Raw genomic sequence first — 25575 nt, 5'->3', positions numbered from 1 at the left:
GGGTGTGTGGTCGGCAGGGGCTTCCTCGATCACGACGTGCGCGTTCGTGCCGCTGATACCGAACGACGAGACACCCGCACGACGCGGCCGGCCCTCCGCCCCCCTCCAGGGCTGCTCCTCTTCGACCAGCCTGAGCGAGCCGCCTGCCCAGTCGACATGATCGGACGGCCGGTCGACATGGAGGGTGCGCGGAAGCACTCCGTGGCGCATCGCCAGGGCCATCTTGATGACGCCCGCCACACCCGCCGCGGCCTGTGTGTGACCGATGTTGGACTTGATCGAGCCGAGCCACACCGGATCGTCGGAGCCGCGGCCCTGGCCGTAGGTGTTGAGCAGCGCCCGCGCCTCGATCGGGTCGCCCAGGGTGGTGCCCGTACCGTGCGCCTCGACCGCGTCGATCTGGCCGGCGGTCAGCCGTGCGTTGGCCAGCGCCTGCCGGATGACGGCCTCCTGTGCAGGGCCGCTGGGCGCGGTCAGGCCGTTGCTGGCGCCGTCCTGGTTCGCGGCCGTGCCTCGGATCACCGCCACCACCGGGTGGCCGTTGCGCCGGGCGTCCGACAGGCGCTCCAGGACGAGCAGCGCGGCTCCCTCGCTGAAGCCGGTCCCGTCGGCCCCGGCGGCGAACGCCTTGCAGCGGCCGTCGGTGGCCAGACCGCGCTGCCGGCTGAATTCGGTGAACAGCACGGGGGACGACATGATCGTGGCGCCGCCCGCCAGCGCCAGCGAGCACTCGCCCTGCCGCAGCGATTGGGCGGCCAGGTGCAGGGCGACCAGCGAGGCGGAGCAGGCGGTGTCGATGGTGAGCGCCGGGCCCTCCAGGCCGAGCGTGTACGCGATCCGGCCGGAGACCACGCTGGTGGTGTTGGTGACGAGGTAGCCCTCCAGCTCCGGGCGCACCTCCTCCGGGCGGGCGTAGTCCTGGGCGATGGCACCGACGAACACCCCGGTGTCACTGCCGCGCAGCGTGTCGGGGGCGATCCCCGAACGCTCCAGTGCCTCCCACGCGGTCTCCAGGAGGACCCGCTGCTGCGGCTCCATCGCCTCGGCCTCGCGGGGGCTGATGCCGAAGAACTCGGCGTCGAAGCGGTCCGCGTCGTGCAGGAAGCCGCCCTTGGCGACATACGTGGTGGCGGGCGCGTCGGACTCCGGGTCAGGCGCGTGGAGCCGGTCGAGGTCCCAGCCCCGGCCCTCGGGGAAGTCCGTGATCGCGTCGCCGCCGGCGGCGAGCAACCGCCACAGGTCCTCGGGACTGCGCACGTCGGCCGGGAAACGACAGCCGATGCCGACGATCGCGATCGGCTCGTGTGCCGCGGACTCGACATCGGTCAGCCTCTGCCGGGTCTGCTGCAGGTCGGCCGTGACCCGCTTGAGGTAGTCCCGGAGTTTCGCTTCGTTGGCCATGAACCCGTCCCTCGTATGCCAGCGGTGATGCCGGGCAACGTCGCCGACGCGGCTTGCGGGCTGCTTAGCGAGACCTAAAGCCGTGCCCGGTCGCGGACCGGCGGGCGGGCACAGGCCCGGCTCGGCGGGGGTGCACAGGCCTCGCTCGGCGGGGGCGGGCCTCAGGGCGTGTCCGGCTCTGATCCGCCGGAGACGCCCTAAGGAGCTCTTTAGCCGGGCGTCAGCCGGGCGGCCGAAAGTGGCCGGATGGAAGCCTCGGAAATCCACATCCTGTCGGCCGGTACCGCACTGCCCGGCGATCCCCTGGACAACGCGGACCTGGCCCGCCACTTCGGCATGGACCCGATCTGGGAACAGTGGGTCGACGCGTTCGTCGGCACCCGGGCCAGACACCTGTCGGTGGATCTGAGTACGGGGAAGCTCCGCTCCACACTCGCCGACCTGGCGACCAGGGCCGCCGCGCGCGCCCTGGAGAGCGCCGGCGTCGGCGCCGGGGACATCGACCTCGTCGTCCTCGGCACCGCCACCCCCGACCAGCTGATGCCCGCGACCGTCAACATCGTCGCGGACCGGCTAGGCATCGACGGAGTGCCGACCTACCAGCTCCAGTCGGGCTGCGCGGGCGCTTTCCAGGCGCTCGACGTCGGCCGGCAGATGCTGCGGTCCGGCGGCCACCGCCGGGCCCTGGTGATCGGCGGAGAGCTGTGCTCGCGCCACTACGACCCCCGCGTGGACCTGGCGAAGCTCGACCCGGCCGAACTCGTCAACTTCGTCCTGTTCGGCGACGGTGCCGGCGCGGCGGTCCTGAGCGCGGAGCCGGTCGCGGGCGCGCCGGTGATCCGCCGTGTGCTCAACAGGTTGACCGGCCTGAACCGCGCGCCCGGCCAGATCGTCGAGTGGACCGGCGCGCTCGACCGCGCGGACGCGGACCGGGCCCACATCAAGGAGGACTACAAGGCGATCGAGGAGTCCGTCCCCGTGATGTCCCGGGAGATCGCCGACGAGCTCCTGGGCGAGCTGGGCTGGACGGCCGCCGAGGTCGACTACCTGTTGCCGCCCCAGCTCTCCGGGCGCATGACGCAGCGGATCGTCGAAGGCCTGGACATTCCGCTGGCGGAGGAGATCACCCTCGTCGACACCATCGCCAATACGGGCAACGCGATGCCCTTCTTCCAACTGGAGCAGGCCCTGGTCCAGTTGGCCCTCGGTGACCGGGTCCTGGGGATCTCCGTGGAGTCCAGCAAGTGGATCAAGGCGGGCTTCGCGCTCGAAGCGGTCTGACCGACGCCCCTTCAACCCACCGGCCCGGTGGCCGGTTCCACTCCCGATCACTGACGAAGCGTCAGCAGGGGGCCCGGTCACTGACGAAGCTCCCGCAGAAGGATCCTGCGGGAGCTTCGTCATCTCTGGTGCGACGACTCAACGCGGCGCGCCGAACCACTCCTTCAACGCGGCCTCCAGTTCGCCCGAACCCTCGGCCCACACGACGTGCCCGTCCGGGCGCAGAAGTACGGAGCCGGTCCCCGCGCCCTCGGGGACGGCCGCCGTGCCGACCCGGTCGGCCCAGCCCGCGGCCGTGCGCGCGAACGTATCACCGGAGCCGCCCCCGGCAAGCAGCAGCAGTCCGCGGCCGTCGTGCAGCAGCGGCGTGGCGGCCGGGACCCGGCCGCCCAGCGCCGGGTCCGGGTGCTCGCCGCCCAGGCGATAGCGCAGGTCGACGCCGGTCACCAGCTCCACCAGGTACCGGTTGACGTCTTCGAAGCGGGCGAGATCGGCGAAGAGAGAGCGCGCACCGGCCGCCCGGGCCCGCGGGTGCATCAGGGCGAGCTGGGCGTCGAGCGCGAGCCGGGCCCGCTCGCCCTCCGGGTGCCGCTCGGCGTGGTACGTGTCGAGCAGCCCGGGCGGCGCCCAGCCGGCGAGGTCCGCGGCGAGCTTCCAGCCGAGGTTGACCGCGTCCTGAAGACAGGTGCTCAGCCGGAGGCCGCCGAGGGGGTAGAAGGAGTGTGCGGCGTCGCCGGCGAGGAAGACCCGGCCGACCCGGTAGCGCTCCGCGTTACCGCTGACGCTGGTGAACCGCTCGGCCCACAGCGTCTCACGGGCCGCCAGCCGACGGCCGGTGAGCGCCTCGATCTCACCCCCCAGCTCTTCCGGGGTCACCGGACCCGAGGCGGCGGTCGGCTCGTCGCCGAACAGGGTGGTGATCACCCGTAGGACGCCGGGGCCGGCGGGCGCACCGGAGTACACCCCTCCGGAGGAGGTGTAGTGGGCGCCCAGATGGTTGACGGCCAGTTTGGAGCAGTCGGCCGCCACGTCGCCCACGATCCCCGACACGGTCCAGCCGCTGCCCGGGAAACCGATGCGAGCCAGCGCCCGTACGCTGCTTCCGGCGCCGTCCGCCGCCACCACGTACGAGCCGCGCAGCGCGGACTCGCCGCCGGCCGAGCGCAGTCGCAGGGTCACCGAGTCGGCGGACTGGTGGAGGTCCGTCACCTCCTGGCCGCGTCGGACCTCCACACCGAGCTCGCGCGCGCGCCGCTCCAGGACCCGCACCAGCTGCGACTGCGGCACCAGTAGCCCACCGCGCACGCGTGGGTCCGTCAGCTCCTCCGGGCGCAGCCACAGCAGGGAGAAGTGGGCCCCGGGCAGCGGGAGTCCGGCCTCGCGGAGCTCGTCCGCCAGACCCCGCTGTGCCAGGAGCTCCATGACGCCGGCGTTCACGGCTTGGCCGGGGGAGTGGGGGTCGGGGCCGTCGCGCCGCTCGACGACGACGACGGGCGCACCGGCCAGGCCGAGCTCGCAGGCGAGCATCAGGCCGGTGGGGCCGGCGCCCACGACGATCACGGGATCGGTCACAGGCTCATCCTTTCCGCAGCAGCGGGATCACGGGGGCGAAATCGTGCAGGTGGGTGCCGAGGACCATGTACGAGCCGAGGCCGTACCGGTCGTGGTGGCCGCGGATCTGCTCGGCGATCTCCTGATGGGTGCCGATCAGCACCGTGGGCAGTGCGAGGAGTTGTTCGGTCGTCAGATGCGGTGCGAGGGAAGGGCGCAGCGCGTCGGCCGCGGCCCACCGGTCGTCCGTGACGACGACCTTCTTCACCCCGGTGTTCAGCTCGGGGGCCCGGCCGAGCTGGCCGGCCCGGGCGCGCACCGTCGCCACCTGCGCGGCGAACTCCTTGGGGCCGCTCAGCACGAAACCGCCCCCGGCGGGCAGTTCGGCGCCGATGAGACAGACGGTGTCGGCCCGTCGCACGGCCAGTTCCAGCTGGTCGGGGTTGTGGGCACCGATCATCAGCGGCGGCCGGGGCGAGCGCAGCGGGCGCGGTCGGTGCGCGGGGTCGGTCAGCAGCCGGTCCAGTACGTCCACCGTCTCGACCAGCCAGTCCTGTTTCTCCCGGGCGGTGAGCGCGGCGGTCCTCGTGGTGCCGGTCTGTCCGGAGTGCAGCCCCACCGCCAACCGTCCACCGGTCAGCCGGTCGGTGCCGGCGACCTCCCGGGCGAGCACCTCGGGATCCCACAGCGCGGTGTTGGTGAGATAAGTGGCGACCTCGATCCGGGAGGTGGCGGCGGCAGCGGCCACCAGGGAGGGAAACGGCGCGGTCATCCCCAGGTGGTCGGTGGTCGCGAAGGTGTCGTAGCCGAGCCGTTCGGCCTCCCGGGCGCGGTCGGGCCAGTCGGCGTCGGAGGAGATCTCGCTCACTCCGAACCGGATGCGCGGCCCCAACCCGGCGCTCACGCGCCGCCCTTGGCAGGGCCCGAGCCGGTCAGTCGCTCCCGCAGCCGGATCGCCGACCGGGCCAGGCCCAGTACGGTCCGCTGGGGACCGTACCCGCCGAGCGTGTCGAGCGCCGACCGCAGGCTCCACAGCCGGGACTCGGCCACGTGCGAGGGCGAACCGTGCACGTCGTCGTGGACCAGCAGCCGCAGGTCGCGCACGTGGTGTTCGAGCAGGAGCCGGTCGCCCGGCGGGATGATCTCGTCGCGCGCGCTCACCGTGTACGACACCGGCACCTCGATTGCCGCCAGCTCCTGCGGTGTCAGAGCGAAGCCGGTGAGCTCCGTCAGTACGTGATCGGGGGTGCTCCCGGCGAGGTGGGCCAGGGTGTCGACCGTCACGCGGGGGATCCTGGGACGCCAGGCGACGTCCGTGAAGAAGTCCCCGACAGGGGCGCCGGCCGTCACCACACCCCGAATCCGCTTGTCGTGCAGGGCGGCCCTGAGCGCCAGGTGCCCGCTGAAGCTCATCATCACGGCGACGGTCCGGTCCACGTCCGCACGGTCCGAGAGCGCGTCGAGGAGCTCCGGGACCATCCGGTGACTGTCTGCCACGTAGGGCTGTTCGTTCTCGCCGACGCCCGGCATCTCGGTGGCCACCACGGCCAGGCCGAGCCGCGACGCCATGGCCAGGATCGGCCCGAACTGCTCCTTGACACTGACGATGCCGCCGCTCAGCAGCAGCACGGGCGGGCGTTCCGCGCCCCGGGCGTCCAGGCCGGCCGCCCAGGCCCGCACCCGGCCCCCCGGGAGATCGAGGTCGAGCCTGCGAATGCCCGAACCGTCCCCGGAGCGCCAGCGGTTGAAGGAGGCGACCGTGCGCTCCTGGGCGTCGGCGCGGGCCGGGCCGTCCACGAACGGGAAGCGGGCGATGTTGAAGTGCCGTCCCGCCGCCACCTCCCGGCCCCGGCGCTCCAGCTCGGCACCGGCCTCGGTCCACTCGCGGGCCCAGGAGCCCGGCTCGCCGTCCTGGTCGTGTCGGATGCGCCGCAGCACCTGCCGCAGCCGCTCACCGGGGATGCCGAGGATGCGGCCGTGCACCTCGACGAACTGCTTGAGTTCCCGGACGTCGTTCATCGCAGCGCCTCCTCGGCCGAGAACCCCTCAAGCGCCTCCTTGACCTCGGTGAGGATGTCCGCCGCCTCCGCGCCGTCGATGACCCGGTGGTCAAAGGTGAGGTTCAGCCGCATGACGGGCGCGCTGGTCACCTCCCCGTCCCGGACCACCGGACGCTCCACCACCCGGCCCATGCCGAAGGTGACCGTGGTGCCGCCCACCGAGTGGAAGCCGTCGACGGCCCGGTGACCCAGCGAGGTGACCGCGAAGGTGCCGAAGAAGCGGGGGCGGTCGATCAGCGAACGGACCGCCCGGCGGTAGGCCGCGCGCGCCAGCGCCGTCGGCAGCCGGTGCAGCAGGAGCATCGAGGCGAACTCCGGCATCGTCTCGGGATCACCGTCGCGGTAGCGCTCCAGCTCGTGCTGTATCCCCTTGAGATCGGCCCGGTCCAGGTCCGGCAGGACCGCCGAGACCACGACGCGACGGCCGCCGACCCGCTTGTCCAGAGCCACCTTTCCGGACACCTCTCCGTAGCGCGCGACCTTGGGGCGCCGGCGCCCGCGGATCGCCGCGTTGGCCTCCGGGTGGGCCGCGATCACCCGGGCCGCGGAATGCAGCACATAGGTGACCAGGGAAAGCCGGCCGCCCCCGCGATGGGCGTCACGGTGGGCGAGCACTCCGGACATGTCCACCTCGGTGTCCAGGTGGACGGGGGCGAACGGACGTATCTCGTTGAGGAAGAAGAGCGTGTGACGCCGTTCCCGGGCGATGGCTGCGATATGCATCCCGCCAATTTCAGCAGCCGGTCTTAAGCCCTTCCTAGCGCGGCCTAAAGACACCTCCCGCAGCGCGGCGCCGTCCACAACCTCCCGGGACAGAACACCTAGCCCACAGCCTGCCGCGCCGGCCTCCCCGACCGTCGTCCACAGACGGCCTTTAGAGCCGCACAAGACACCGGTTCCAGGCTGGCCACAGCCCGAATGCCGCCGCTCGCAGGAGTTCTCGCATGCCACGTTCCAGTGCAGTGGGCCTCACCACAGGATCCGATCCGCTGCCCGAATTCCCGCAGTTGCGGCAGTGCCCGTACCAGCCGCCGTCCGGTTACCGCGACCTGCGCGAGGCCGAAGGCCCGGTGGTGCGCGTCCGGCTCTATGACGGACGCCCGAGCTGGGTCGTCCTCGGCCATGCCGTCGCGCGTGAGCTGCTCATCGACCCCCGCTTGTCCTCCGACTGGAGCCGGCCGGACTTTCCGTCGCCGAGCCCGCGTCGCAAGGCCATCCAGAAGGCCACGATCCTCGTGGGGATGGACCCGCCGGAGCACTCCGCGTACCGCCGCAGGCTCATCTCCGCCTTCTCCGTGCGCCGCACCCGGGAGCTGACCCGGTCGATCCACCAGCGTGCCGGTGAACTCGTCGACGCCATGCTGGAGCAGGGGCCGCCCGCCGAGATCCTCAGCGGCCTCGCGCTACCGCTGTCCTCGCACACCATCTGCGGCATCCTCGGGGTCCCCTACGAAGACCACGACTACTTCGAGGAGCAGTCGGCGCTGCTGGTGTCGCCGCAGGTCACCGAGGACGACGCGACCCGGGCGCTGCTGAACCTGCGTGGCTACCTGACCGAACTGGTCGAGCGCAAGGAGAAGGAGTCCGAGCCCGGCGACGGCCTCTTGGACACCCTCGTCCACAAGGACCTGGCCGACGGCTCGCTCTCCCGCGACGACGTGATCCGGCTCGGCATCATCCTGCTGATGGCAGGTCACGAGACCACCGCCAGCATGATCACGCTGAGTACGTTCACGCTGCTACAGAACCACGGTCAGCTGGCCGCGTTCCGCGCCGACCCGACCGGTGCGAGCCTGGCCGTCGAGGAGTTGCTGCGTTACCTCTCCATCGGCGACGTGGCCATGCGGATCGCCGCCGAGGACATCACGATCGGCGACGTCGCCATCCGGGCCGGCGACAGCGTGATGCTCTCCACCGCCGAGATCAACCGCGACGAGGAGGCGTTCGAGAACGCCGACGAACTCGACCTCGCGCGTGGTGCCAGACACCACCTCGCCTTCGGGTACGGCGTGCACCAGTGCATCGGCCAGAACCTGGCCCGCTCCGAGATGGAGAGCGCCCTCACGCTCCTCTTCTCCCGCATCCCCGGGCTGCGTCTGGCCGTCCCCGCCGAACAGGTGGAGATCAAGCCCGCGCAGAGCGGTGTCCAGGGCATCTACGAACTGCCCGTGACGTGGTGAGCCCCGTGCGCATCACCGCCGACACCGACCGCTGCATCGGGGCGGGGCAGTGCGTCCTCACCGCCGCGGACCTCTTCGACCAGGACGAGGACGGGATCGTGGCCCTGCTCACCGACTCCGTCGACAGCGCCGCCGACGTGGAACTGGCCCGGCAGGCAGAGCACCTGTGCCCGGCCGCCGCCCTGCGGATCACCGTCACCGAGGAAGTGGGCGCGGCAGACACCACAGAGGGAACGCGGGGCGCATGAGGCCGCGTTCCCGCCGCGTCAACACGATCCGGCGCACCCTGGTCCTGGCTCTGGCGCTCGCCTGCGTCGTGACCGGGTGCGCCGCCGGACCTGGCAAGGGGGACGGCCGCGACGGCCGGATCGCGTACGCGGTCGAGAGCCAGCCCGACTGTCTGGACCCGCAGATCAGCCCTTACGACGTCACGGCCGCCCTCGGCCGTAACATCTTCGACTCGCTGGTCTCCATGGACGCCGAGGGTCGGATCCGCCCGTGGCTCGCGACGTCCTGGCGGATCTCCGACGGCGGACGGGCGTACACCTTCCGGCTGCGCGAAGGGGTGCGCTTCCACGACGGCACCGCCTTCGACGCGGCGGCGGTCAAGGCGACCCTCGACCACACGGTGGCGCCGGAGACCAAGTCCCAGTACGCGGCCGGGCTGATCTCCATGTACAAGAGCGCGACGGTCGTCGACACGCACACCGTGCGGGTGGCGCTGTCCCGCCCGTACGTGCCGCTGCTCCAGGTCCTCTCGACGGCGACCTTCGGCATCCAGTCGCCCACCGCACTGCTCGCGAACCGGGGTCGGACCTGCCTGAAGCCCGTCGGCAGCGGCCCGTTCGTCTTCGCGGGCTGGGCCCGCAACCGGCGGATCGACCTCGACCGCAACCCGCACTACGCCTGGGCGCCCCCGGAGGCGGAGAACCGCGGACCCGCCCGCGTCGCCGGGCTGAGGGTCGAGTTCATCCCGGAGGCAGCCTCGCGCTTCGGCTCCCTCAGCTCCGGCCAGGTGGACGTGGCCGGAGCCGTACCCCCCAGCCACATCGGCCGGCTCCGCAACTCCGACGGCTTCCGGCTGCTGCGCGCGGCCCAGCCCGGCGCGCCGTACATGCTGCTGTTCAACGTCAACCGCGCGCCGCTCGACGATCTGCGGGTGCGCCGTGCGCTCCAACGGTCGGTACGCCTGGACGCGCTGGTGAAGGCGCTCTACTCGGGAGCGTACGACCGTGCCTGGAGCACTCTGACACCCGCGACCGCCGGGTACGCGGCCGGGGACCGTCGGCGCTACGACTCGAAGGAGGCAGCGCGCCTTCTCGACGGGGCGGGATGGACCGGACGGGACGAGGACGGCTACCGCACCAAGGACGGCGAGCGGCTCACCCTGCACTGGCCGTACATGACGAGCCTGATGCGCGACCAGCGGGCGCTGCTCGGCCAGGGCATCCAGGCAGAGGCGAAGCGCGTCGGCATCGAGATCCGGTTCACCGCCCTGGAGCCGGGGGCCTATCTGCAGAAGGCGATCGGCCGCGACGCCGACATCCTCGCCTTCAGCTGGAACCGTGCCGAACCCGACATCATGCGGAGCTACTTCGATTCCGCGCAGACCGGCGACAAGGGCGGCTCCAATGCCTTCGGCGTCAAGGACGCCCGGCTTGACACCTGGCTCCGTGAGGCCACCGTCACCCGCGACCCCGCACGGCGGACGGCCCTGTACGCGCGGGCGCAGGCACGGGTGAACGAGGAGGCTCTCGCCCTGCCCGTCTACGCGCCCGCCACCCTGGTCGGGTCGGCCGACCGGGTCCGCGGACTGACGTTCGACGTCCAGGCGTATCCGCGTTTCCACGACGCCCGGCTGGAGGACTGATGGGGCTCCCCCTCCGCTGGTTCGCCCGCCGGCTGCTGCTGGCCGTCATCGTCGTGTTCGGGGCGGCCAACGCCGTCTTCTTCGCCTTCAGGCTGCTGCCCGGCGATCCGGTACGAAGCGTGCTCGGCTCCACCAACCCCACGCCCGAGCTGGTGGAGCAGGTCCGCCGCGAGCTCGCGCTCGACGAGTCACTCGCCGTCCAGTACGGGCGCTTCATGCTCCGGCTGTTCACCGGGGACCTCGGCGAATCCTTCCAGCTCCAGCAGCCGGTCAGCGAGGTGATCGGCGATCAACTGTGGCCCACGGTCCAGCTCGCGGCGGCCGCGTTCGTCCTGGCGCTGCTCGCCGCGGTGGCCCTGGCCGTGCTGACCGCCCACCGGCCGCGCACCCGGCGGATCGCGTCCACCCTCGAACTCGTGACGGCCGCCACCCCCGCCTTTTGGACCGGGATGCTCCTGCTGGCGCTGTTGTCCTTCCGGTGGAAGTGGTTCCCGGCCATGGGCGGCAGCGGCCCGGTGGGTCTCGTCCTGCCCGCGGTCACCCTCGCCACCGGCCTCGTCGGCGTCTTCTCGCAGGTACTGCGGGAAGAGGTCGAACGCGCCCTGGAGCAACCGTTCGTGCTCAGCGCCCGGGCCAGAGGCAGCGGCGAGACCGCGATCCGGTTCCGGCACGCGCTGCGACACGGCCTGATCCCGCTGGTCACCCTGGCCGGCTGGGCGGTGGGCGCGCTGTTCGGCGGCGCGGTCGTGGTGGAGAGCGTCTTCAGCCGCCAGGGCCTGGGCCAGGTCACCGCGGGAGCCGTGGCGGGCCGGGACCTGCCGGTGGTGACGGGCGTCGTGCTGGTGTCCGCCGTGGCCTTCGCCCTGATCAACCTCGTGGTGGACGTGCTCTATCGCATCGTCGACCCGCGGATCGACGAGAGGAGCATCGGATGACCGCGTCCGAAACGCGCGCGGGGGCGGCCGGAACCGTCCGGCCCGCCGGGACGGGCCCGGACTCCGGCGCCGCCCGGCTCCCCGTGGGCCCCGGCGTTGACGGGGACCCGGGGGCTCCGCAGGACAGTTCGGTGCCCGGGCGCCGTGTCGTACGCGGCTCCCGGCGTCGGCCGAGCGCGGGAGTCGTGCTGGCCGGCGCCGTCGTGGCCCTCGCCGTTCTGGCCGCCGTCGCGCCCGGACTGCTCGCCCCCCAGCAGCCGGACGCCATCGACCCGGTCATCGCCCTGGCCGGGCCCGGGGACGGGCACTGGCTCGGCACCGACCAGCTCGGCCGGGACGTGCTCAGCCGGATCGTGCACGGTGCCCGCACCTCGTTGCTGATCGGCTTCGGCGCCACGGTCCTCGCCGTCGTCGTGGGCTCGCTCCTCGGAGTGTTCGCGGCCGTAGCGGGCCGGGCGGTCGACCAGATCCTGATGCGAGCCACCGACGTCCTGCTGGCCTTCCCCGGTCTGATGCTGTCGCTGGTCGTGGTCGCCGTCCTCGGCCCCGGCACCGGAAACGCCACCGTGGCCATCGGGGCCTCCCTGCTGCCCGGCTTCGTACGGCTCGCCCGGGGGCAGGCGCTGGCCATCCGCGACAGCGACTACGTCCGGGCGGCCGTGGTGATCGGGCGCGGCAGGGGGTCCGTCTTCGTACGGCATCTGTTGCCCAACGCCCTGCCGCCGCTGCTGGTCCTCGCCACGGTCAACGTCGGCAGTGCGGTCATCGCCGGATCGACCCTCAGCTTTCTCGGTCTCGGTCCGCAGCCTCCCTCGCCCGAGTGGGGGGCCATGCTCGCGGAGGGCCGCGACCATCTGGACACCTCGTGGGCGTCCGCGGTCTTTCCCGGCCTGGCCATCACGGTCACGGTCGTCGCGGTCACGGTCGTGGGCCGGTCCCTCCAGCGTCGGATCGACAAAAGGGACGGTCATGGGCGTTGAAGACCCCCGCGCGGGGCAGGCGCTCCTCACGGTGGAGGACCTCCGGATCTCGTTCGGCCACGGTCGGCACCGCACCGAGGTCGTCCACGGCGTGGACCTCCAGCTGCGGGCCGGCGAGTGTCTGGCAGTGGTCGGCGAATCGGGCTCGGGCAAGACGGTCACGGGCCGGACGCTGGCCGGGCTGACCGGCCCCGGCTCCCGTGTGAGCGCCCGCAGACTGGAGTTCGACGGCCGGGACCTCACGGCCCTTGGTGAGCGCGAGTGGCGGCGAATCCGGGGTGCGGAGATCGGACTCGTGCTCCAGGACGCGTTGGTCTCGCTCGATCCGCTGCGACGGGTCGGCGCCGAGATCGAGGAGTCGCTGGCCAACCACGGGATCGGCACGCGACGCGACCGGCCCGCAAGAGCCGTCGAGCTGCTGCGGCAGGTCGCCGTCCCCGAACCGGAGTGGCGGGCCCGGCAGTTTCCGCACCAGCTGTCCGGCGGCCAGCGGCAGCGGGCGCTGATCGCCTCGTCGATCGCCGCCGGCCCGCGCGTGCTGATCGCCGACGAGCCGACGACGGCGCTCGACACGACCGTGCAGGCCCAGATCCTCGACCTGCTGGCCGCCCGCCGTGACGAGGGCACCGCCCTGCTGCTGATCAGCCACGACCTGGCGGTGGTGGCCCGGCTGGCGGACCGCGTCGCCGTGATGCACGACGGCCGCCTGGTGGAGACGGCCCCGGTCGCGCAGCTCCTGGCGGCCCCCGCCCACCCCTACACCCGCCGTCTTCTCGCAGCGGTTCCGGGACCGCGCCGCCGCATCGCGTCCGCCGGGGGCGGGGTCCCGCCGCACGAATCGGCGGACGACGCGGGCGCGGCGGACCCGGTCCCGGACGGGAGCACGGGCGCGCGCCGACGGCGCACCGTCGCTCCTGAGCCCGGTCGGCCCGCGCCCGGCACCGAGGTGCTGCGGGTCGAGGGACTCCGCAAGCGGTTCGCCGGGCCCGGTGCCGGCATCGACGCCCTGAGCGACGTGTCCTGCACACTCCGGGCCGGCGAGACGCTCGGGGTGCTCGGTGAGTCCGGGTCGGGGAAGTCGACGCTCGCCCAAGTCGTACTGGGACTGCTGGAGCCTGACGAGGGGTCCGTGGCGCTGCTCGGGCGCCCCTGGTCCGGGCGGAGCGAGCGGGAGCGTGCCGGGTTGCGGGGGCGGATCCAGCTGGTGCAGCAGGATCCGTTGTCCTCCTTCGACCCGCGGTGGACCGTGGAGCGGATCGTGGCCGAGGCGCTCGGCGCCGGTGGCCGTCGGGCCGCGCGCGGCCACCGGTCCCGGATCACCGAGCTGCTGGGCCTGGTGGGCCTGGGGCCCGAGCTCCTCGACCGCGGACCGCGCGGGCTGTCCGGAGGGCAACGGCAGCGCGTGGCGATCGCCCGCGCCCTCGCGCCCGAGCCCGACGTCCTCGTCTGCGACGAGCCGGTCTCCGCGCTCGACGTCTCCGTCCAGGCACAGGTGCTCGACGTATTCGAGCAGGTTCGTGAACGGCTCGGCGTGGCACTGCTGTTCATCTCGCACGACCTCGGCGTGGTCCGCCACGTCAGCGACCGGGTAGCGGTGATGCGGGCGGGCCGCATCGTCGAGGCGGGTCCGGTGGAGCAGGTCTTCACCAGCCCCGAGCACCCATGGACGCGGCAACTGCTGGACGCGCTGCCGCGACCAGCCGCCTCATCGACCGCACCACACGCACCCGGCGCACCGAACACACCAACCATCCCGGTCGGGCCTCCCACGCCCGGCCATCTCTCCTGATAGTGAGTCGCCCCATGAACGACACTGCTGGATTCCGCCTGTCCGTCCTGGACACGGTGCCCGTCTGGAACGGGGTCCCGGCCTCTCGGTCCCTGCGTGAACTGCTGGAGCTGGCACCGGCGGTGGAGCGGCTCGGATACCACCGTTACTGGGTGGCCGAGCACCACAACATGCCGGCCTTCGGTACCTCCACCCCGCCCGTGCTGATCGGGCAGCTCGCCGGCGTCACCTCGACGCTGCGGATCGGGTCGGGCGGGGTCATGCTGCCCAACCACGTGCCGTTCGTGGTGGCCGAGCAGTTCGCCACCCTCGACGTCTTCCACCCGGGCCGGATCGACCTCGGCATCGGCCGCGCGCCGGGCGGCGAGCCCGCCACCGCCCGTGCGCTGCGCCGCACCGGCGACCCGGCGCACGAGGGTGCTTTCGAGGAGCAGCTGGCCGAGCTGATCGGCTATCTGACACCGTTCCGTCCGGGCGCCCGTCCGCCGGTCATGGTCAGCCCGCCGCCGGAGCTCCCGCTGCCGGTCTGGCTGCTCGGCACGAGCGCCTCCAGCGCCTCGCTCGCGGCCCGGCTCGGACTGCCGTACGCCTTCGCCCACCACCTCAACCCGAGCGGGACGGAGACGGCGGTGGCCCGCTACCGGGAGGAGTTCCGCCCCTCGGCCCGGCTGGAGCGCCCCTATGTCGCGGTGTCGGCCCAGGTGGTGGCGGCCGACACGGACGAGGAGGCAGAGTACCTGGCAGGGCCCATCAAGGTGGCCCATGTGGAGGGGCGGATCAACCCGTTGACCCTCTTCCGTACCCCCGACCAGGCGGCCGGATACCAGCTGACCGATGCTCAGCAGAGTTACCTGGACGGTCATTTCGCCCCGCAGATCGTGGGCGGTGCCGAGACGGTACGTCGACGTCTCGCCGATTTCCGGGCCCGGACGGGAGCGGACGAACTGCTGGCGACCGCGCCCGTGTTCGGCCTTGAGGCCAGGGTCCGGACCTTCCAACTGCTGGCCGACGCGGTGGATCAGTCCGTGGCGGGGGGCCTCAGCCCGGCCAGTTCGGCGAGCAGCTCGTAGGAGTGCACGCGCTCGTCGTGGTCCTGGACCACGCTGAGCATCATCAGCTCGTCGACGCCGGTGGCCTTGGTGAGTTCGGTGATCCGCTGTCGTACGGTCTCGGGCCCGCCGAAGATCTGAGGGTCGTACATCTGGTTGACCACCGCCCGCTCCTCCGGGGTGAAGGAGAAGCGGGCGGCCTCCTCGGCGGGCGGGAAGTGCGGGTTCTGGCCACGCAGTGACTGGGCGGTGATCATCCGCAGCGGGGCGCTGAGGAGTTCGCCCCGGGCGTCGTCCTCGGCCACCGCGCCGAAGGCGGCGATCATCGAGTACGGCTCCGCGAGGTACTGGGAGGGCCGGAACTCCGAGCGGTAGGCGTCCAGCGCGGCCAAGGTGCCGTGCGGGGCGAAGTGGTGGGCGTAGGCGAAGGGCAGGCCCAGGGCGGCGGCGAGCTGCGCGCTGTACCCGCTGGAGCCGAGCAGCCACACCGGCACGGCCTGCTCGTCGGCCGGGACGGCGAGCACCTTTCCGCGCCGGGCGGCCGGGGCGGGTGCGCCCACGGGCGGTGCGAAGTGTTCGAGCAGTTCCATGATCTGTGCGGGGAAGTCGGAGCCGCCGAGCGGCCCGGCCTGCCGGCGCAGCGCGCGGGCCGTCAGCGGGTCGGTGCCGGGGGCCCGCCCGATGCCGAGGTCGACCCGGCCGGGGTGCAGGGCGGCCAGCGTGCCGAACTGCTCGGCCACCACCAGCGGCGGGTGGTTGGGCAGCATGACGCCGCCGGACCCCACGCGCAAGTGCGTGGTGACGGCGGCGATCTGCCCGGCGAGGATCGCCGGCGACGAGGTCGACAGCGACGGCATGTTGTGGTGCTCGGCCAGCCAGAAGCGGTGGTAGCCGAGCTGGTCCAAGGTGCGGGCCAGTCGGATGGTGTTGCGCAGCGAGACGGTCGCCGTCGACCCCCGCCAGACGGGCGCGGTGTCCAGGACAGACAGGTTGATGCTCAGGTCTGTGGTCATGAAACGAGAATATGGGGACTGTCCCCACTTTTCAACACGGCCTGGACAGAGCCTGGTTCAGGCTGCCGAAGGCAGGGTGGAACCGGAGTCCAGCAGGATCGACTGATGCAGCTCGTGCAACTGCCGGCATGGGCTGATCCCCAGCTCCCGGTCGAGTGTGGAGCGCACGGTGTGGTACGCCTGCAACGCGTCCGCCCGGCGGTCGGAGCGGTACAGCGCGAGCATCAACTGCCGGTGGAACGCCTCGATCAGCGGGTGCTTGGCGACCAGCGCGTACAGTGGCCCGATCAGCTCCCGGTGCCGCCCCAGCGCCAGATCCGCCTCGTTGCGCATCTCCACGCACTCCAGCCGGGTCTCCTCCGCCCAGGTGGCGAACTCGTCCACGATCGAGCCGCCCCGCAGTTCGCCGAGGACGGTGCCGCGCCAGAGCGAGAGCGTCTGGTTGCACAGTGCGGAGGTCTCCGCGTGCCGGCGTGCCCGGGAGGCCGCCCGGCTCTGCTGGGCAAGCCGCTGAAAGTCGTGCGCGTCCAGCGTGTTGCAGCCCAGCTCCAGGACATACCCCGGGAATCGGGTCACGATCGGTCCCTTGTCCGCGTCCGTGCGCTTGAGCAGCTTTCTCAGCTGGGATATGTACACGTGCAACGTCGCGGTGGCCCGGCGCGGCGGTTCGTCGCCCCAGATCTCGCCGCACAGCTGGTCTGTGGTGATGACGTCGTCGGCACGTACCAGCATGGCCGCGAGAAGGCATTCCACCTTTGGGGCGCTGATGGCGAAGACGTCGTCGCCCTCAGTCATGCGCAGGGTGCCCAGAATTTCGAATCGCATGTTTGCTCAACCTTCCAGAAAACGCATGTCCCGACAGCGCTCAGCGCGCCACTGAGCCGTAGCGACCGTCGAGATAGACGAGAGGTTGCGCCGGATCGCCCTTCAGTGCGTGAACCGGCTGCGCGATCACCAAGGTGTGATCGCCGGCGGGCAGGTCGTACACCTTGCGGCAGACCAGTGCCGCCGGCACGTCGTCGAGCAGCGGCACCCCCTGCGGGCCGGGCCGCCAACGGGTCGGCGGCGCGAACCGGTCGGCACCGCTGCGCGCGAAGGTCGTGGCGAGCTCCTGCTGGTCGAGGGCGAGCAGATGTACCGCCACGTACTCGGCGGCACAGACCGTGGACCAGGACGAGGCGCGCCGGCCCACCCCGAACGAGACGAGGGGAGGGGTGGAGGAGAGAGAGCTGAGCGAGGTCGCGGTGAATCCGACGGGCCCTCTCTCGCCCAACGCCGTGATGATCGCCACACCGGCCGGATGCGCCCGGAAAACCCCCCGGAACGCATCCGCCGTGATCGGCTCCTCGCTCATCGTGCCCGACCCCGGACACGTGGTGGACGCGGACCAGACATGTGGATGGGCGATCCCGCCGTGACGCATGACACCCCCTGGAGAACTGTTCCGGGGCCGGACGGACCCCGCACGGCTCAGCGCCGTGACCACAGCCTCACAGTGCGATCACGTAAGGGCATCCGTGGAAATACGTACAGCCATCAGTCGAGCCAGTTCCGCGCGCGAACCAATCTCCAACTTCCGGTATATACGGGATAGATGGGCCTCCACGGTGCGTGGACTCAGCCCCAGCGCCTCCGCGATCTCCCGCGTCCGCCGCCCCGTTCCCGCAGCTCTGGCGACCTCCCGCTCCCGCTCGGTCAGCACCTCAAGACCGGTCACCGACGGGATGGGCGCGGGCAGCAGCGCGTGGCAGCCGCGGAACAGGGAGTTCTCCAACGGCGTGTCCGGGCCCAGCCGGGCCAGCAGCAGGACCTCCCATCGCTCGGCCAGCTCCTGCGTGGACGCCCACAGCTCCGCCGCCCGCTCCGGGTGGCTGCTGTTGCTCGCCGCCCGGGCCGCCCGGATCCGGGCGGTCAGCCGGTGGAGTCGCAGCCGTGCGTTGTCGAAGGCGCGCTCCGCCTCCTCGTAGAGCGCCACCGCCGCGTCCCAGTCGCCCCGTTCGGCCAGTGCGTGCCCGCACGAGAGCAGTGCGTAGGCCCGGTTGTGCGGCAGCCGCAGGGCCTGCGCCGCGCCGGCCGTGCGGTCTGCCCACATCGAAGTGCTGCCCGTGCCGCCGGAGAGCGAGGCCAGGGTGAGCAGCTCGAAGGCGTGGGGACGGAGCGTGGCGTCCAGGTCGCGCAGCTCCACGTCGCCGAGCTCCAGCAGCAGGCTCACGCAGCGGTCCGGGCTGCCCTGTAGCAGCAGCGCCTCGGCGAGGCTGAGGATGGCGGCGCCGCGCCAGCGGCACTGCGAGCGGCCCAGGGTGGTGACGGCCTGTTCGGTGAGCGCCGAGGCCCGGCTGCTGCCCGGCGGATCGGCGTACGTCACGCACAGCGCCTCCTGGGCGAGGGCCGCGGTGCGCAGCCGCTGGGCGTCCAGGTAGCCCGCCAGCTCCGCGGCCTCGGCAGCGGACCTGCGGGCGCTCTCCAGTCGTCCCTGCCGCAACTGGGCCTCGGCCAGTCCGCTCAACAGCACGGGCAGCATCGCGTTGTGCGAGCAGTCCCGGACCACCGCGGTGCCGCGCTCGTAGAAGGACTCCGCCTCGCGCGGACGGCCGAGCGCCTGGGCGCACCAGCCCAGCAGCGCGAGGTACTCGGAGTGGAAGTACACCTCGTTGTGCGAGAGCTCGTCCATCTGGTGCACGGCGGCGTCGTAGGAGGCCAGGCTCTGCGCGGTGCGGCCGGCGGAGAGTTCACCGAGGGCGTGCAGGGCGGTGGCGCCGGCCAGCGTCGTGCGCTTGCCGTCGGCCCGGGCCAGGGCCAGGGCCCGGGCCGCGATCTCGGGCAGTTCGCCGTCGGCACGGAGTGCGGAAACGATTCCGCGGTAGATCGTGAGTTGAGCGAGGAGGTCGTTGTCGGCGTTCGTCCTGCGCAGGGTGCGGAGTTCGGCGGACACCAGGCCCGCCGCCTCGTTGTACCGGCCGTGGAGGCACTCGACGATCACGCAGAGCCGGACCGCCGCCCGGCGCGCCTGACCGGGACCCAGCGCCGAACCCTGCGTCAGTTGCATCCGCAGTGAGGCGTCGTCGGCGAGGAAGTTGGCCGCCCGCAGTGCCCGGGCCAGCGGCGGAATCAGGCCGAGGAGCCGACCGGTTGACTGCTCGGTCGGGGGGAGCTCGTGCAGCGCCGTCAGCAGCCACCGCACGGCGTCGTACGGGGAGCTCTGCTCCGCCTCCTTGCCGGCCTTGGCCAGCGTCTCCAGGTCCTGCGGGGTGAGGGAAGTGGTCGACAGCTCGATGTGCACGGCACGCTCGGAGGCCGATGCGGCCCTCCGGTTGAGCACGCTGAGTGCCCTTCTGTGCGCCTGCGAACGCCAGCAGAGCTCAGCCTGGTCGTGCAGCATACGGCGCAACACCCGGTGACGAAAGCCTAGTTGGCCGGCCGAGCAACGCAGCGGCCGCATGATGTCGCGCTGGAACAGGGAGGTGACGACGGCGCAGGTCTCCTCGACGGGCAGCTCCGAGACCGCTGACAGCTCTTCCCGGCTGAACCGGTCACCGAGCACCGCCGCCGACTCCGCCACCAGCCGTTCCATCGGGTCCAGCGCGCCGAGCTCGGCCGCCAGCTGCGCCAGCCGGCCGGTCAGCAGGGCGGGCCTCAGTCCGGAACCGAGCGGGGAGGCGTCGCCCTGTGCCAGTAGGTACAGCGGGTTGCCGCCGCTCTCCATGAGCGCGGCGGGCAGCCAACTGGTGTCGGGGCGTACGTCGAGCAACCGGGCGGCTTGGTCGAGGTTGAGCGGCTGGAGCTCGATCCGGTGCACCCGGTCCTGCTCGGCGCCCTGGGCGAGCGTGCTGAGCAGCGCGGGCGCCGCCTGCCGAGGCCGGTGCGCGAGAACGAACAGGACCGGTGCCCTGAACGTCCAACGGGCCAGATGGTCGGCGAGTTCGAGGGACTGGGGATCGGCCCAGTGAAAATCGTCGAGGACAAGCAGCAGACCTTCGCTCGCGGCCTGGTCGAGCAAGGCGTGCACGGCCTGGGAGAGTGGGAGCGGCGGGAGTTCGGCGCCCCGTCCGCCCAGCCGGGCGCAGAGTCCGGCACGCAGCAGTTCGGCATGGGCGGGGGAGAGGTGCGTGAGGCTCTCCGGGGTCATCAGCCCGTTGAGAGCACGCGTGAACACGTGCAGAGGATCGCCTTGCTCGGAGGGATAGCAACGGCCGTCGAGCACCGGTACGCCCCGGGCGCGCGCGGCGGAGGTCAGCTGCGCCAGCAGCCGGCTCTTTCCCGAGCCGGGTTCGCCGAGCAGCTCGACGATGCCTCCCTGCCCGTCCTGTAAATCCTGCAACGCGCCCAACAACAGTACTGATTCCTTGCAGCGTACCGGTGGCAGCTGCGTCGAACCCTCAGTGACCAGCGACATCTTCACGATGGCTGTCCCCTCCCCCTTGAGCCGACTTCTCGAGCACCACCTTAACGACCTGTATCAAGGCGGTTCGAGCGACTTATAAACAGGAAGCAAACTTGCCTCAGGGATAACGAACGCACCCTGGTCGGCAGGTGCCGACCAGGGTTTCGCCGCACGTTCCCGGGCGCTACGAGGTGGTGACCTCGCGCGCGGGGTCCGCCGCCTGCTCCGGCTCCGCACCGCCACCGCCCATGGGGACGGTACGCATGATGAGGGTGAGCAGGATGGTGAGTGCGGTGAATCCGGAGCCCCAGGCGAACGCGGTGGTGACGCCCTCGGTGAGGACGAAGTCCGCCGCGCCCCCGGCGTCCAGGCCGGACGGTACCTCGGCTGCGCGGCTCGCGGCGCCGAAGACGGTGACCATGATGGCGAGGCCGAGCGCGCCGCCGATCTGCTGCATCACGTTGAGCAGACCGGACGCGGCGCCGGTCTCCTCCGGCACGACGCCGGACATCAGGATGGTGGTGACGCCGACGAGCAGGGTGCCCATGCCCAGACCGGCGACGAGCATCGGCCCCAGGAGCGAGGAGAGGTACTCCGACTCCGGGGTGATCTGCGCGAACCAGATCAGTCCGACGCTGATGCCGGCGGCGCCGACGGCGGTCAGTACGCGCGGGCCGACCTTGGGCAGCAACTTGGCGGCGATGCTGGAGGTGGCGAGGATCAGCACGGCGAGCGGTACGAAGGCCAGTCCGGCCTGGGTCGGGGTGAAGCCCCGGACCTCCTGGAGGAACTGGGTCAGGAAGAAGAACATCGAGTTGCCGGCCGCCATGACGAACAGCAGCGAGAGGTATCCGGTCGCGCGGTTGCGGTCGGCGAACAGCCGCAGCGGCGTGATCGGCTGCTTGGCGTGGGTCTCGATGAAGACGAAGAGGGCGAGCAGGACGATGGCCAGGGCGAAGGAGCCGAGCGTCAGGGCGTCGCTCCAGCCGCTCTCGGCGGCGCGGATGAAGCCGTACACGAGCGCCGTCATGCCGACGGTCGACGTCAGGGCGCCGCCGAGGTCGAAGCGGGCGGGCTTGCGCTCGGTCTCGTGGATGAACATCGGGGCCGCGATCAGCAGGGCGATGCCGATGGGCACGTTGATGAAGAGCACCCAGCGCCAGGAGAGCCAGTCCGTCAGCAGACCGCCGCCGATCAGGCCGATGGCGGCGCCGGAGCCGGAGACCGCCGCGTAGAGGCCGAGGGCGCGGGCCCGGGACTTGTCGTCGGTGAAGTGGGTGGCGATCAGCGCGAGTACGGTCGGCGCGGCGATGGCCGCGCCGACACCCTGCAGCGCGCGGGCGGCCAGGAGCATCCCCGCCGAGTTGGAGAAGCCGCCGAGCAGCGAGGCGAGGGTGAAGACGGTGACGCCGATGAGCATTCCGCGGCGGTGCCCGAGGACGTCCCCGGCACGGCCACCGAGCAGCAGCAGCCCACCGAAGGTCAGCAGGTAGGAGCTGAGGACCCAGGAGAGTCCGGTCGGGGTGAAGTCCAGGGCCTCCTTGACGTCGGGCAGGGCGATGTTCACCACGTTCACATCGAGGATGAGCATGGTCTGGAGGGCGAGGACGATGAGCAGCACCATGCCCGGTCGGCGCTCCGTCGCGCCGCCTTTGGCGGGCGGGCTCTGGCCCGCGGCGCTCGTGACGGTCTCTTCACTCATGATTCGGCATCTCCTCGAAAACTAAACGGGGACAATCCACGGTTCTTCCGAAAAAGATACAGGGACTGTCCCCGTTTATCAAACCCCTACTTCCCGAACTCAGTTGACGCCCAGTCCCCTGTCGATGAAGTCGAAGATCTCGTCGTCCGAGGCCGACGTGAGGGGCACCGCCGCACCTCCCTCCGGCTCCAGCCGCACCAGCAGTTCACGCACCCGGCCGGTCAGCCGGCCCCGCCCGCCGTCACCCGTGCCCAGCGACAGCATCCGGGCCTCGATCCGGTCCAGATCGGAAAGGACCGCCGCGACCGGGTCCTCCTCCGCGGGCGACAGCGCCGTCTCTAGGTGCCGGGTCAGCGCCAGCGGCGTCGGATGCTCGAAGACCAGCGTGCTCGGCAGCCGCAGCCCGAAGCCCGCAGTGAGCCGGTTGCGCAGCTCGACCGAGGTGAGCGAGTCGAACCCCAATTCCTTGAAGGGCCGTTCGGCATCGACCCCGGCCGCGTCCGTGTGCCCGAGCACCGTCGCCACATGGCCGCGCACCAGTCCGAGAAGCAGTTCGATCCGCTCGGGACCTGTCAGCGTCGCGAGCCGGGCCCGCACCGCCGTGCCATTGTCCGCCGTGCCCTCGGCGTCGGTCACCGCCCGCCGTACCGCACGGCCGCCGCCGACCAGTTCACCGAAGAGCGCCGGCAGTGACCCCGCCCGGGCCCGCTTGCGCAGCGCCACCGAATCGAGACCCACCCCCACGGCCAGCGGCTGGCGCCCCGTCAGGGCGGCGTCGAAGAGCGCCAGCCCCTCGGCGTTCTCCAGCGGCAGGATGCCGTCCCGGGCCATCCGCGCCAGATCGGCGTCCCCGAGCTTCTCGGTCAGCGAACTGCTCTCGGCCCAGAGTCCCCAGGCGAGGGAGGTGGCGGGTTGGCCTTGGGTGTGGCGGTGGTGGGCGAGTGCGTCGAGGAAGGTGTTGGCGGCTGCGTAGTTGGCTTGGCCGGGGGTGCCGGTGAGGCCGGAGAGTGAGGAGTAGAGGAGGAAGTGGGTGAGGGGGTGGTTCTGGGTTGCGTGGTGGAGGTGCCAGGCGGTGTGGGCTTTGGGGTGGAGGGTGGTGTGGAGGTGTTGGGGGGTTTGGTGGTGGAGGGGGGTGTCGTGGGTGGTGCCCGCGGTGTGGATGACGGTGGTGAGGGGGTGGTGGTCGGGGATGGTGTTGAGGAGTTGGGTGAGGTTGTGGGGGTTGGTGGTGTCGCAGGCTTCGATGCGGAGGGTGGCGCCGTGGGTGGTGAGTTCGTGGTGGAGTTGGGTGGCGCCTGGTGCGTTGATGCCGCGGCGGCTGGTGAGGATGAGGTGGCGTGCGCCGTGGTGGGTGACGAGGTGGCGGGCGAGGAGGCTGCCGAGTGCTCCGGTGCCGCCGGTGATCAACACCGTCCCCTCGGGGTCCGGCGGCGCCGGCAGGGTGAGCACCGCCTTGCCCGTGTGCCGGGCTTGGCTCAGATACCGCAGCGCTTCCGGCGCGTGGCTCACGTCCCAGGCGGTCACCGGCAACCGGTGCAGCGCACCCGACTCGAAGAGCCGCACCAGCTCGACCAGCATCTGCTGGACCCGCTCGGGCTCCACCCGCATCAGGTCGTACGCGGTGTACGTGACGTCGGCGTACCTCTCCTGGACATCGTCCGCGTCCCGGATGTCGGTCTTGCCCATCTCCAGGAACCGGCCGCCTGGGGCGAGCAGCCGCAGCGAGGCGTCGACGAACTCCTCGGTCAGTGAGTTGAGCACCACGTCGAAGCCCCGGCCGCCGGTCGCCTTCCGGTACTGGTCCTCGAAGTCGAGTGTCCTGGTCGAGGCGATCCGGGCCTCTTCGACGCCGAGCGACTTGAGCACGTCCCACTTCGGTCTGCTCGCGGTGCCGTAGACCTCCAGGCCCCAGTGCCGCGCGAGCTGGAGCGCGGCCATGCCCACACCACCGGTCGCGGCGTGCACCAGCAACGACTCGCCCCGGCGCGCCTTCGCGAGGTCCTCCAAGCCGTAGTACGCCGTGAGGAACACGACCGGGAGGACGGCCGCGTCGGTGAACGTCCAGCCCTGTGGCATCCGGGTCACCCATCGGTGGTCCGTTACCGCGACGGGTCCGATCGCGCCCAGCGGGAAGAGCCCCATGACCCGTTCGCCGACGGCCACCGAGGTCACCCCGGGCCCGATCTCCAGGACGACGCCGGCCGCCTCGCCACCGATCCGCGCCTCATCGCCCGGGTACATTCCCAGACCCACCAGGACGTCGCGGAAGTTCAGCCCCGCGGCGCGCACCGAGACCCGCACCTCCCCCTGTTGCAGCGGTGCGCCGGCCTCGGGCGCGGGGAGCAGCGCGAGGTTTCCGAGGGTGCCGGAACTGTGCACGTCGAGCCGCCAGAACGAGGCGTCCTTCGGTGGCACCAGCACCTCCGACGCCGCGTCGGCCCGCACCAGCCGGGGCGCGTAGAGCCCGCCGTCCCGTACCGCGAGCTGGCGCTCGTCGCCGTCCAGCAGCGTCGTGAGGGCCGCGGCGAGCCCTTCCGGATGTTCCTGGACGGCTCCGTCGGTGTCCAGCAAGGCGAACAGGTTCCGGTGCTCGGTGCCGGCGGAGCGCAGCAGGCCCCAGACGGATGACGCGGCCAGATCCTGGATCTCGGGTCCGGGCCGGGCGGCCACCGCCCCCCGTGTGACCGCGACGAGCCTGGGTTCGACCACGGCGCCGGCCGGCCAGTCCAGCTCCAGCCAGTGCTGCGACAGCTCCAGGGCCCGGGCGGTCACCGCGTGCAGCCGGTCCGGCAGGTCCTCGGCCGCGGAAGCGTTCTCCCCGTGCGCCGCGTCGTCGACGAAGGTGGCGAGCACGAGCCCCGGAACCTCGGCGCCCGCCGCGACGGCCGCTCGCAGGGTCGCCGGATCGGCGTGGGTCTGGGCGCCGAGCGTCTCCGCGAGCCCCAACGGGTCCGCTCCGAGGACCACGACACCGCCAGGGACCTCCGCCGGGGAGCCGGAGGCGGGCAGCGGCTTCCACTCGAGCAGGTGCAGCGGGGCGCGCGCGGCGCCGCCCGCGTCGGCGGCGGCCGTCAGGTCGGCCACGCTGCCGGCCTGTGCGGTGAGTGCGTCCACCGTCGCGACGGGGGCACCCGTCGGATCGGTGAGGCGCAGCCGCATCGTGTTCTCACCCGTACGGGTCAGCGCTACCCGGACCCGGGTCGCCTCCACGGCGTGCAGGGCCACCCCCTGCCAGCTGAAGGGCAGCAGGACGCTCTCCGGGTTCTCGCCCATGACCTCCCGTGCCCACGGGTGGAGTGCGGCGTCGAGGAGTGCGGGGTGGAGGGTGTGGCCTGTGGTGTCGGTGTCTTCGGGGAGGGTGACTTCGGCGTAGAGGTCGTCGC

19 protein-coding genes are annotated in these 25575 nt (G+C 71.9%); 8 read left to right on the top strand and 11 right to left on the bottom strand.

Annotation, left to right across the window (positions count from 1 at the left end; all coding sequences use genetic code 11):
• Positions 1-1401, bottom strand: a 1401-nt coding sequence (locus ACIQRW_RS38130; RefSeq protein ID WP_403769925.1) for a type I polyketide synthase, incomplete at its 3' end; no start/stop codon positions are given.
• 246 nt (positions 1402-1647) lie between these two features.
• Between ACIQRW_RS38130 and ACIQRW_RS38125 the strand changes: the two genes are divergently transcribed.
• Positions 1648-2682, top strand: a complete 1035-nt coding sequence (locus ACIQRW_RS38125; protein WP_403769923.1) for a 3-oxoacyl-ACP synthase III family protein — start codon at positions 1648-1650, stop codon at positions 2680-2682.
• Between the two features lie 138 nt (positions 2683-2820).
• On the opposite strand, the gene ACIQRW_RS38120 is transcribed toward ACIQRW_RS38125, so the two are convergent.
• From ACIQRW_RS38120 to ACIQRW_RS38105, 4 genes are read right to left on the bottom strand one after another with little or no spacing between them, the layout of a single operon-like run.
• Positions 2821-4254, bottom strand: a complete 1434-nt coding sequence (locus ACIQRW_RS38120) for an FAD-dependent monooxygenase (RefSeq protein WP_403769921.1) — start codon at positions 4252-4254, stop codon at positions 2821-2823.
• Positions 4255-4258: 4 nt separating this feature from the next.
• Positions 4259-5137, bottom strand: a complete 879-nt coding sequence (locus ACIQRW_RS38115) for a TIGR03621 family F420-dependent LLM class oxidoreductase (RefSeq protein ID WP_403769919.1) — start codon at positions 5135-5137, stop codon at positions 4259-4261.
• Entirely contained in the window at positions 5134-6252 is a 1119-nt protein-coding gene (locus tag ACIQRW_RS38110) for an alpha/beta hydrolase (RefSeq protein ID WP_403769917.1), read from the bottom strand. The genes ACIQRW_RS38115 and ACIQRW_RS38110 overlap by 4 nt, the downstream gene beginning before the upstream one ends.
• Positions 6249-7016, bottom strand: coding sequence for a 2-oxo acid dehydrogenase subunit E2 (locus ACIQRW_RS38105; protein ID WP_403769915.1), 768 nt, complete (start codon positions 7014-7016; stop codon positions 6249-6251). The genes ACIQRW_RS38110 and ACIQRW_RS38105 overlap by 4 nt, the downstream gene beginning before the upstream one ends.
• Positions 7017-7237: 221 nt before the next feature.
• Between ACIQRW_RS38105 and ACIQRW_RS38100 the strand changes: the two genes are divergently transcribed.
• From ACIQRW_RS38100 to ACIQRW_RS38070, 7 genes are read left to right on the top strand one after another with little or no spacing between them, the layout of a single operon-like run.
• Positions 7238-8473, top strand: a complete 1236-nt coding sequence (locus ACIQRW_RS38100; protein WP_403769913.1) for a cytochrome P450 — start codon at positions 7238-7240, stop codon at positions 8471-8473.
• Positions 8474-8478: 5 nt separating this feature from the next.
• A complete protein-coding gene (locus ACIQRW_RS38095) occupies positions 8479-8721 on the top strand; it encodes a ferredoxin (protein WP_403769911.1) in 243 nt (80 codons plus the stop codon).
• A complete protein-coding gene (locus ACIQRW_RS38090) occupies positions 8718-10343 on the top strand; it encodes an ABC transporter substrate-binding protein (RefSeq protein WP_403769909.1) in 1626 nt (541 codons plus the stop codon). The genes ACIQRW_RS38095 and ACIQRW_RS38090 overlap by 4 nt, the downstream gene beginning before the upstream one ends.
• Positions 10343-11278, top strand: a complete 936-nt coding sequence (locus ACIQRW_RS38085) for an ABC transporter permease (protein WP_403769907.1) — start codon at positions 10343-10345, stop codon at positions 11276-11278. Before ACIQRW_RS38090 ends, ACIQRW_RS38085 begins: the two co-directional genes overlap by 1 nt.
• A complete protein-coding gene (locus tag ACIQRW_RS38080; RefSeq protein WP_403769905.1) occupies positions 11275-12258 on the top strand; it encodes an ABC transporter permease in 984 nt (327 codons plus the stop codon). Before ACIQRW_RS38085 ends, ACIQRW_RS38080 begins: the two co-directional genes overlap by 4 nt.
• On the top strand, positions 12248-14047 hold the full coding sequence (locus tag ACIQRW_RS38075; RefSeq protein WP_403769903.1) for a dipeptide ABC transporter ATP-binding protein: 1800 nt from the start codon (positions 12248-12250) through the stop codon (positions 14045-14047). The genes ACIQRW_RS38080 and ACIQRW_RS38075 overlap by 11 nt, the downstream gene beginning before the upstream one ends.
• Positions 14048-14061: 14 nt before the next feature.
• Positions 14062-15117 carry an LLM class flavin-dependent oxidoreductase gene (locus ACIQRW_RS38070; protein ID WP_403769901.1) on the top strand — a complete coding sequence of 352 codons (1056 nt, stop codon included), beginning with the start codon at positions 14062-14064 and terminating at the stop codon, positions 15115-15117.
• Here the strand turns inward: ACIQRW_RS38070 and ACIQRW_RS38065 are convergent.
• The 6 genes from ACIQRW_RS38065 to ACIQRW_RS38040 all read right to left on the bottom strand — a co-directional run.
• A complete protein-coding gene (locus ACIQRW_RS38065) occupies positions 15066-16109 on the bottom strand; it encodes an LLM class flavin-dependent oxidoreductase (protein WP_403769899.1) in 1044 nt (347 codons plus the stop codon). The genes ACIQRW_RS38070 and ACIQRW_RS38065 overlap by 52 nt on opposite strands.
• Before the next feature lie 57 nt (positions 16110-16166).
• Positions 16167-16934: a BTAD domain-containing putative transcriptional regulator gene (locus ACIQRW_RS38060; RefSeq protein ID WP_403769897.1), complete on the bottom strand. Its 768-nt coding sequence runs from the start codon at positions 16932-16934 to the stop codon at positions 16167-16169.
• 40 nt (positions 16935-16974) lie between these two features.
• Positions 16975-17532 carry a flavin reductase family protein gene (locus tag ACIQRW_RS38055; protein WP_403769895.1) on the bottom strand — a complete coding sequence of 186 codons (558 nt, stop codon included), beginning with the start codon at positions 17530-17532 and terminating at the stop codon, positions 16975-16977.
• Positions 17533-17610: 78 nt separating this feature from the next.
• A complete protein-coding gene (locus tag ACIQRW_RS38050; protein ID WP_403769927.1) occupies positions 17611-20502 on the bottom strand; it encodes a helix-turn-helix transcriptional regulator in 2892 nt (963 codons plus the stop codon).
• A 172-nt stretch (positions 20503-20674) separates the two neighbouring features.
• Positions 20675-22192 carry an MFS transporter gene (locus ACIQRW_RS38045; RefSeq protein WP_403769893.1) on the bottom strand — a complete coding sequence of 506 codons (1518 nt, stop codon included), beginning with the start codon at positions 22190-22192 and terminating at the stop codon, positions 20675-20677.
• Between the two features lie 99 nt (positions 22193-22291).
• The coding region (locus tag ACIQRW_RS38040; protein ID WP_403769891.1) for an SDR family NAD(P)-dependent oxidoreductase at positions 22292-25575 on the bottom strand (3284 nt) is incomplete at its 5' end.

The organism is Streptomyces sp. NPDC091287 (assembly GCF_044768525.1).
GTDB lineage: Bacteria > Actinomycetota > Actinomycetes > Streptomycetales > Streptomycetaceae > Streptomyces.
Note: the sequence above shows the minus strand (reverse complement) of the source record. Positions and strands in the feature narration are given on the sequence as shown.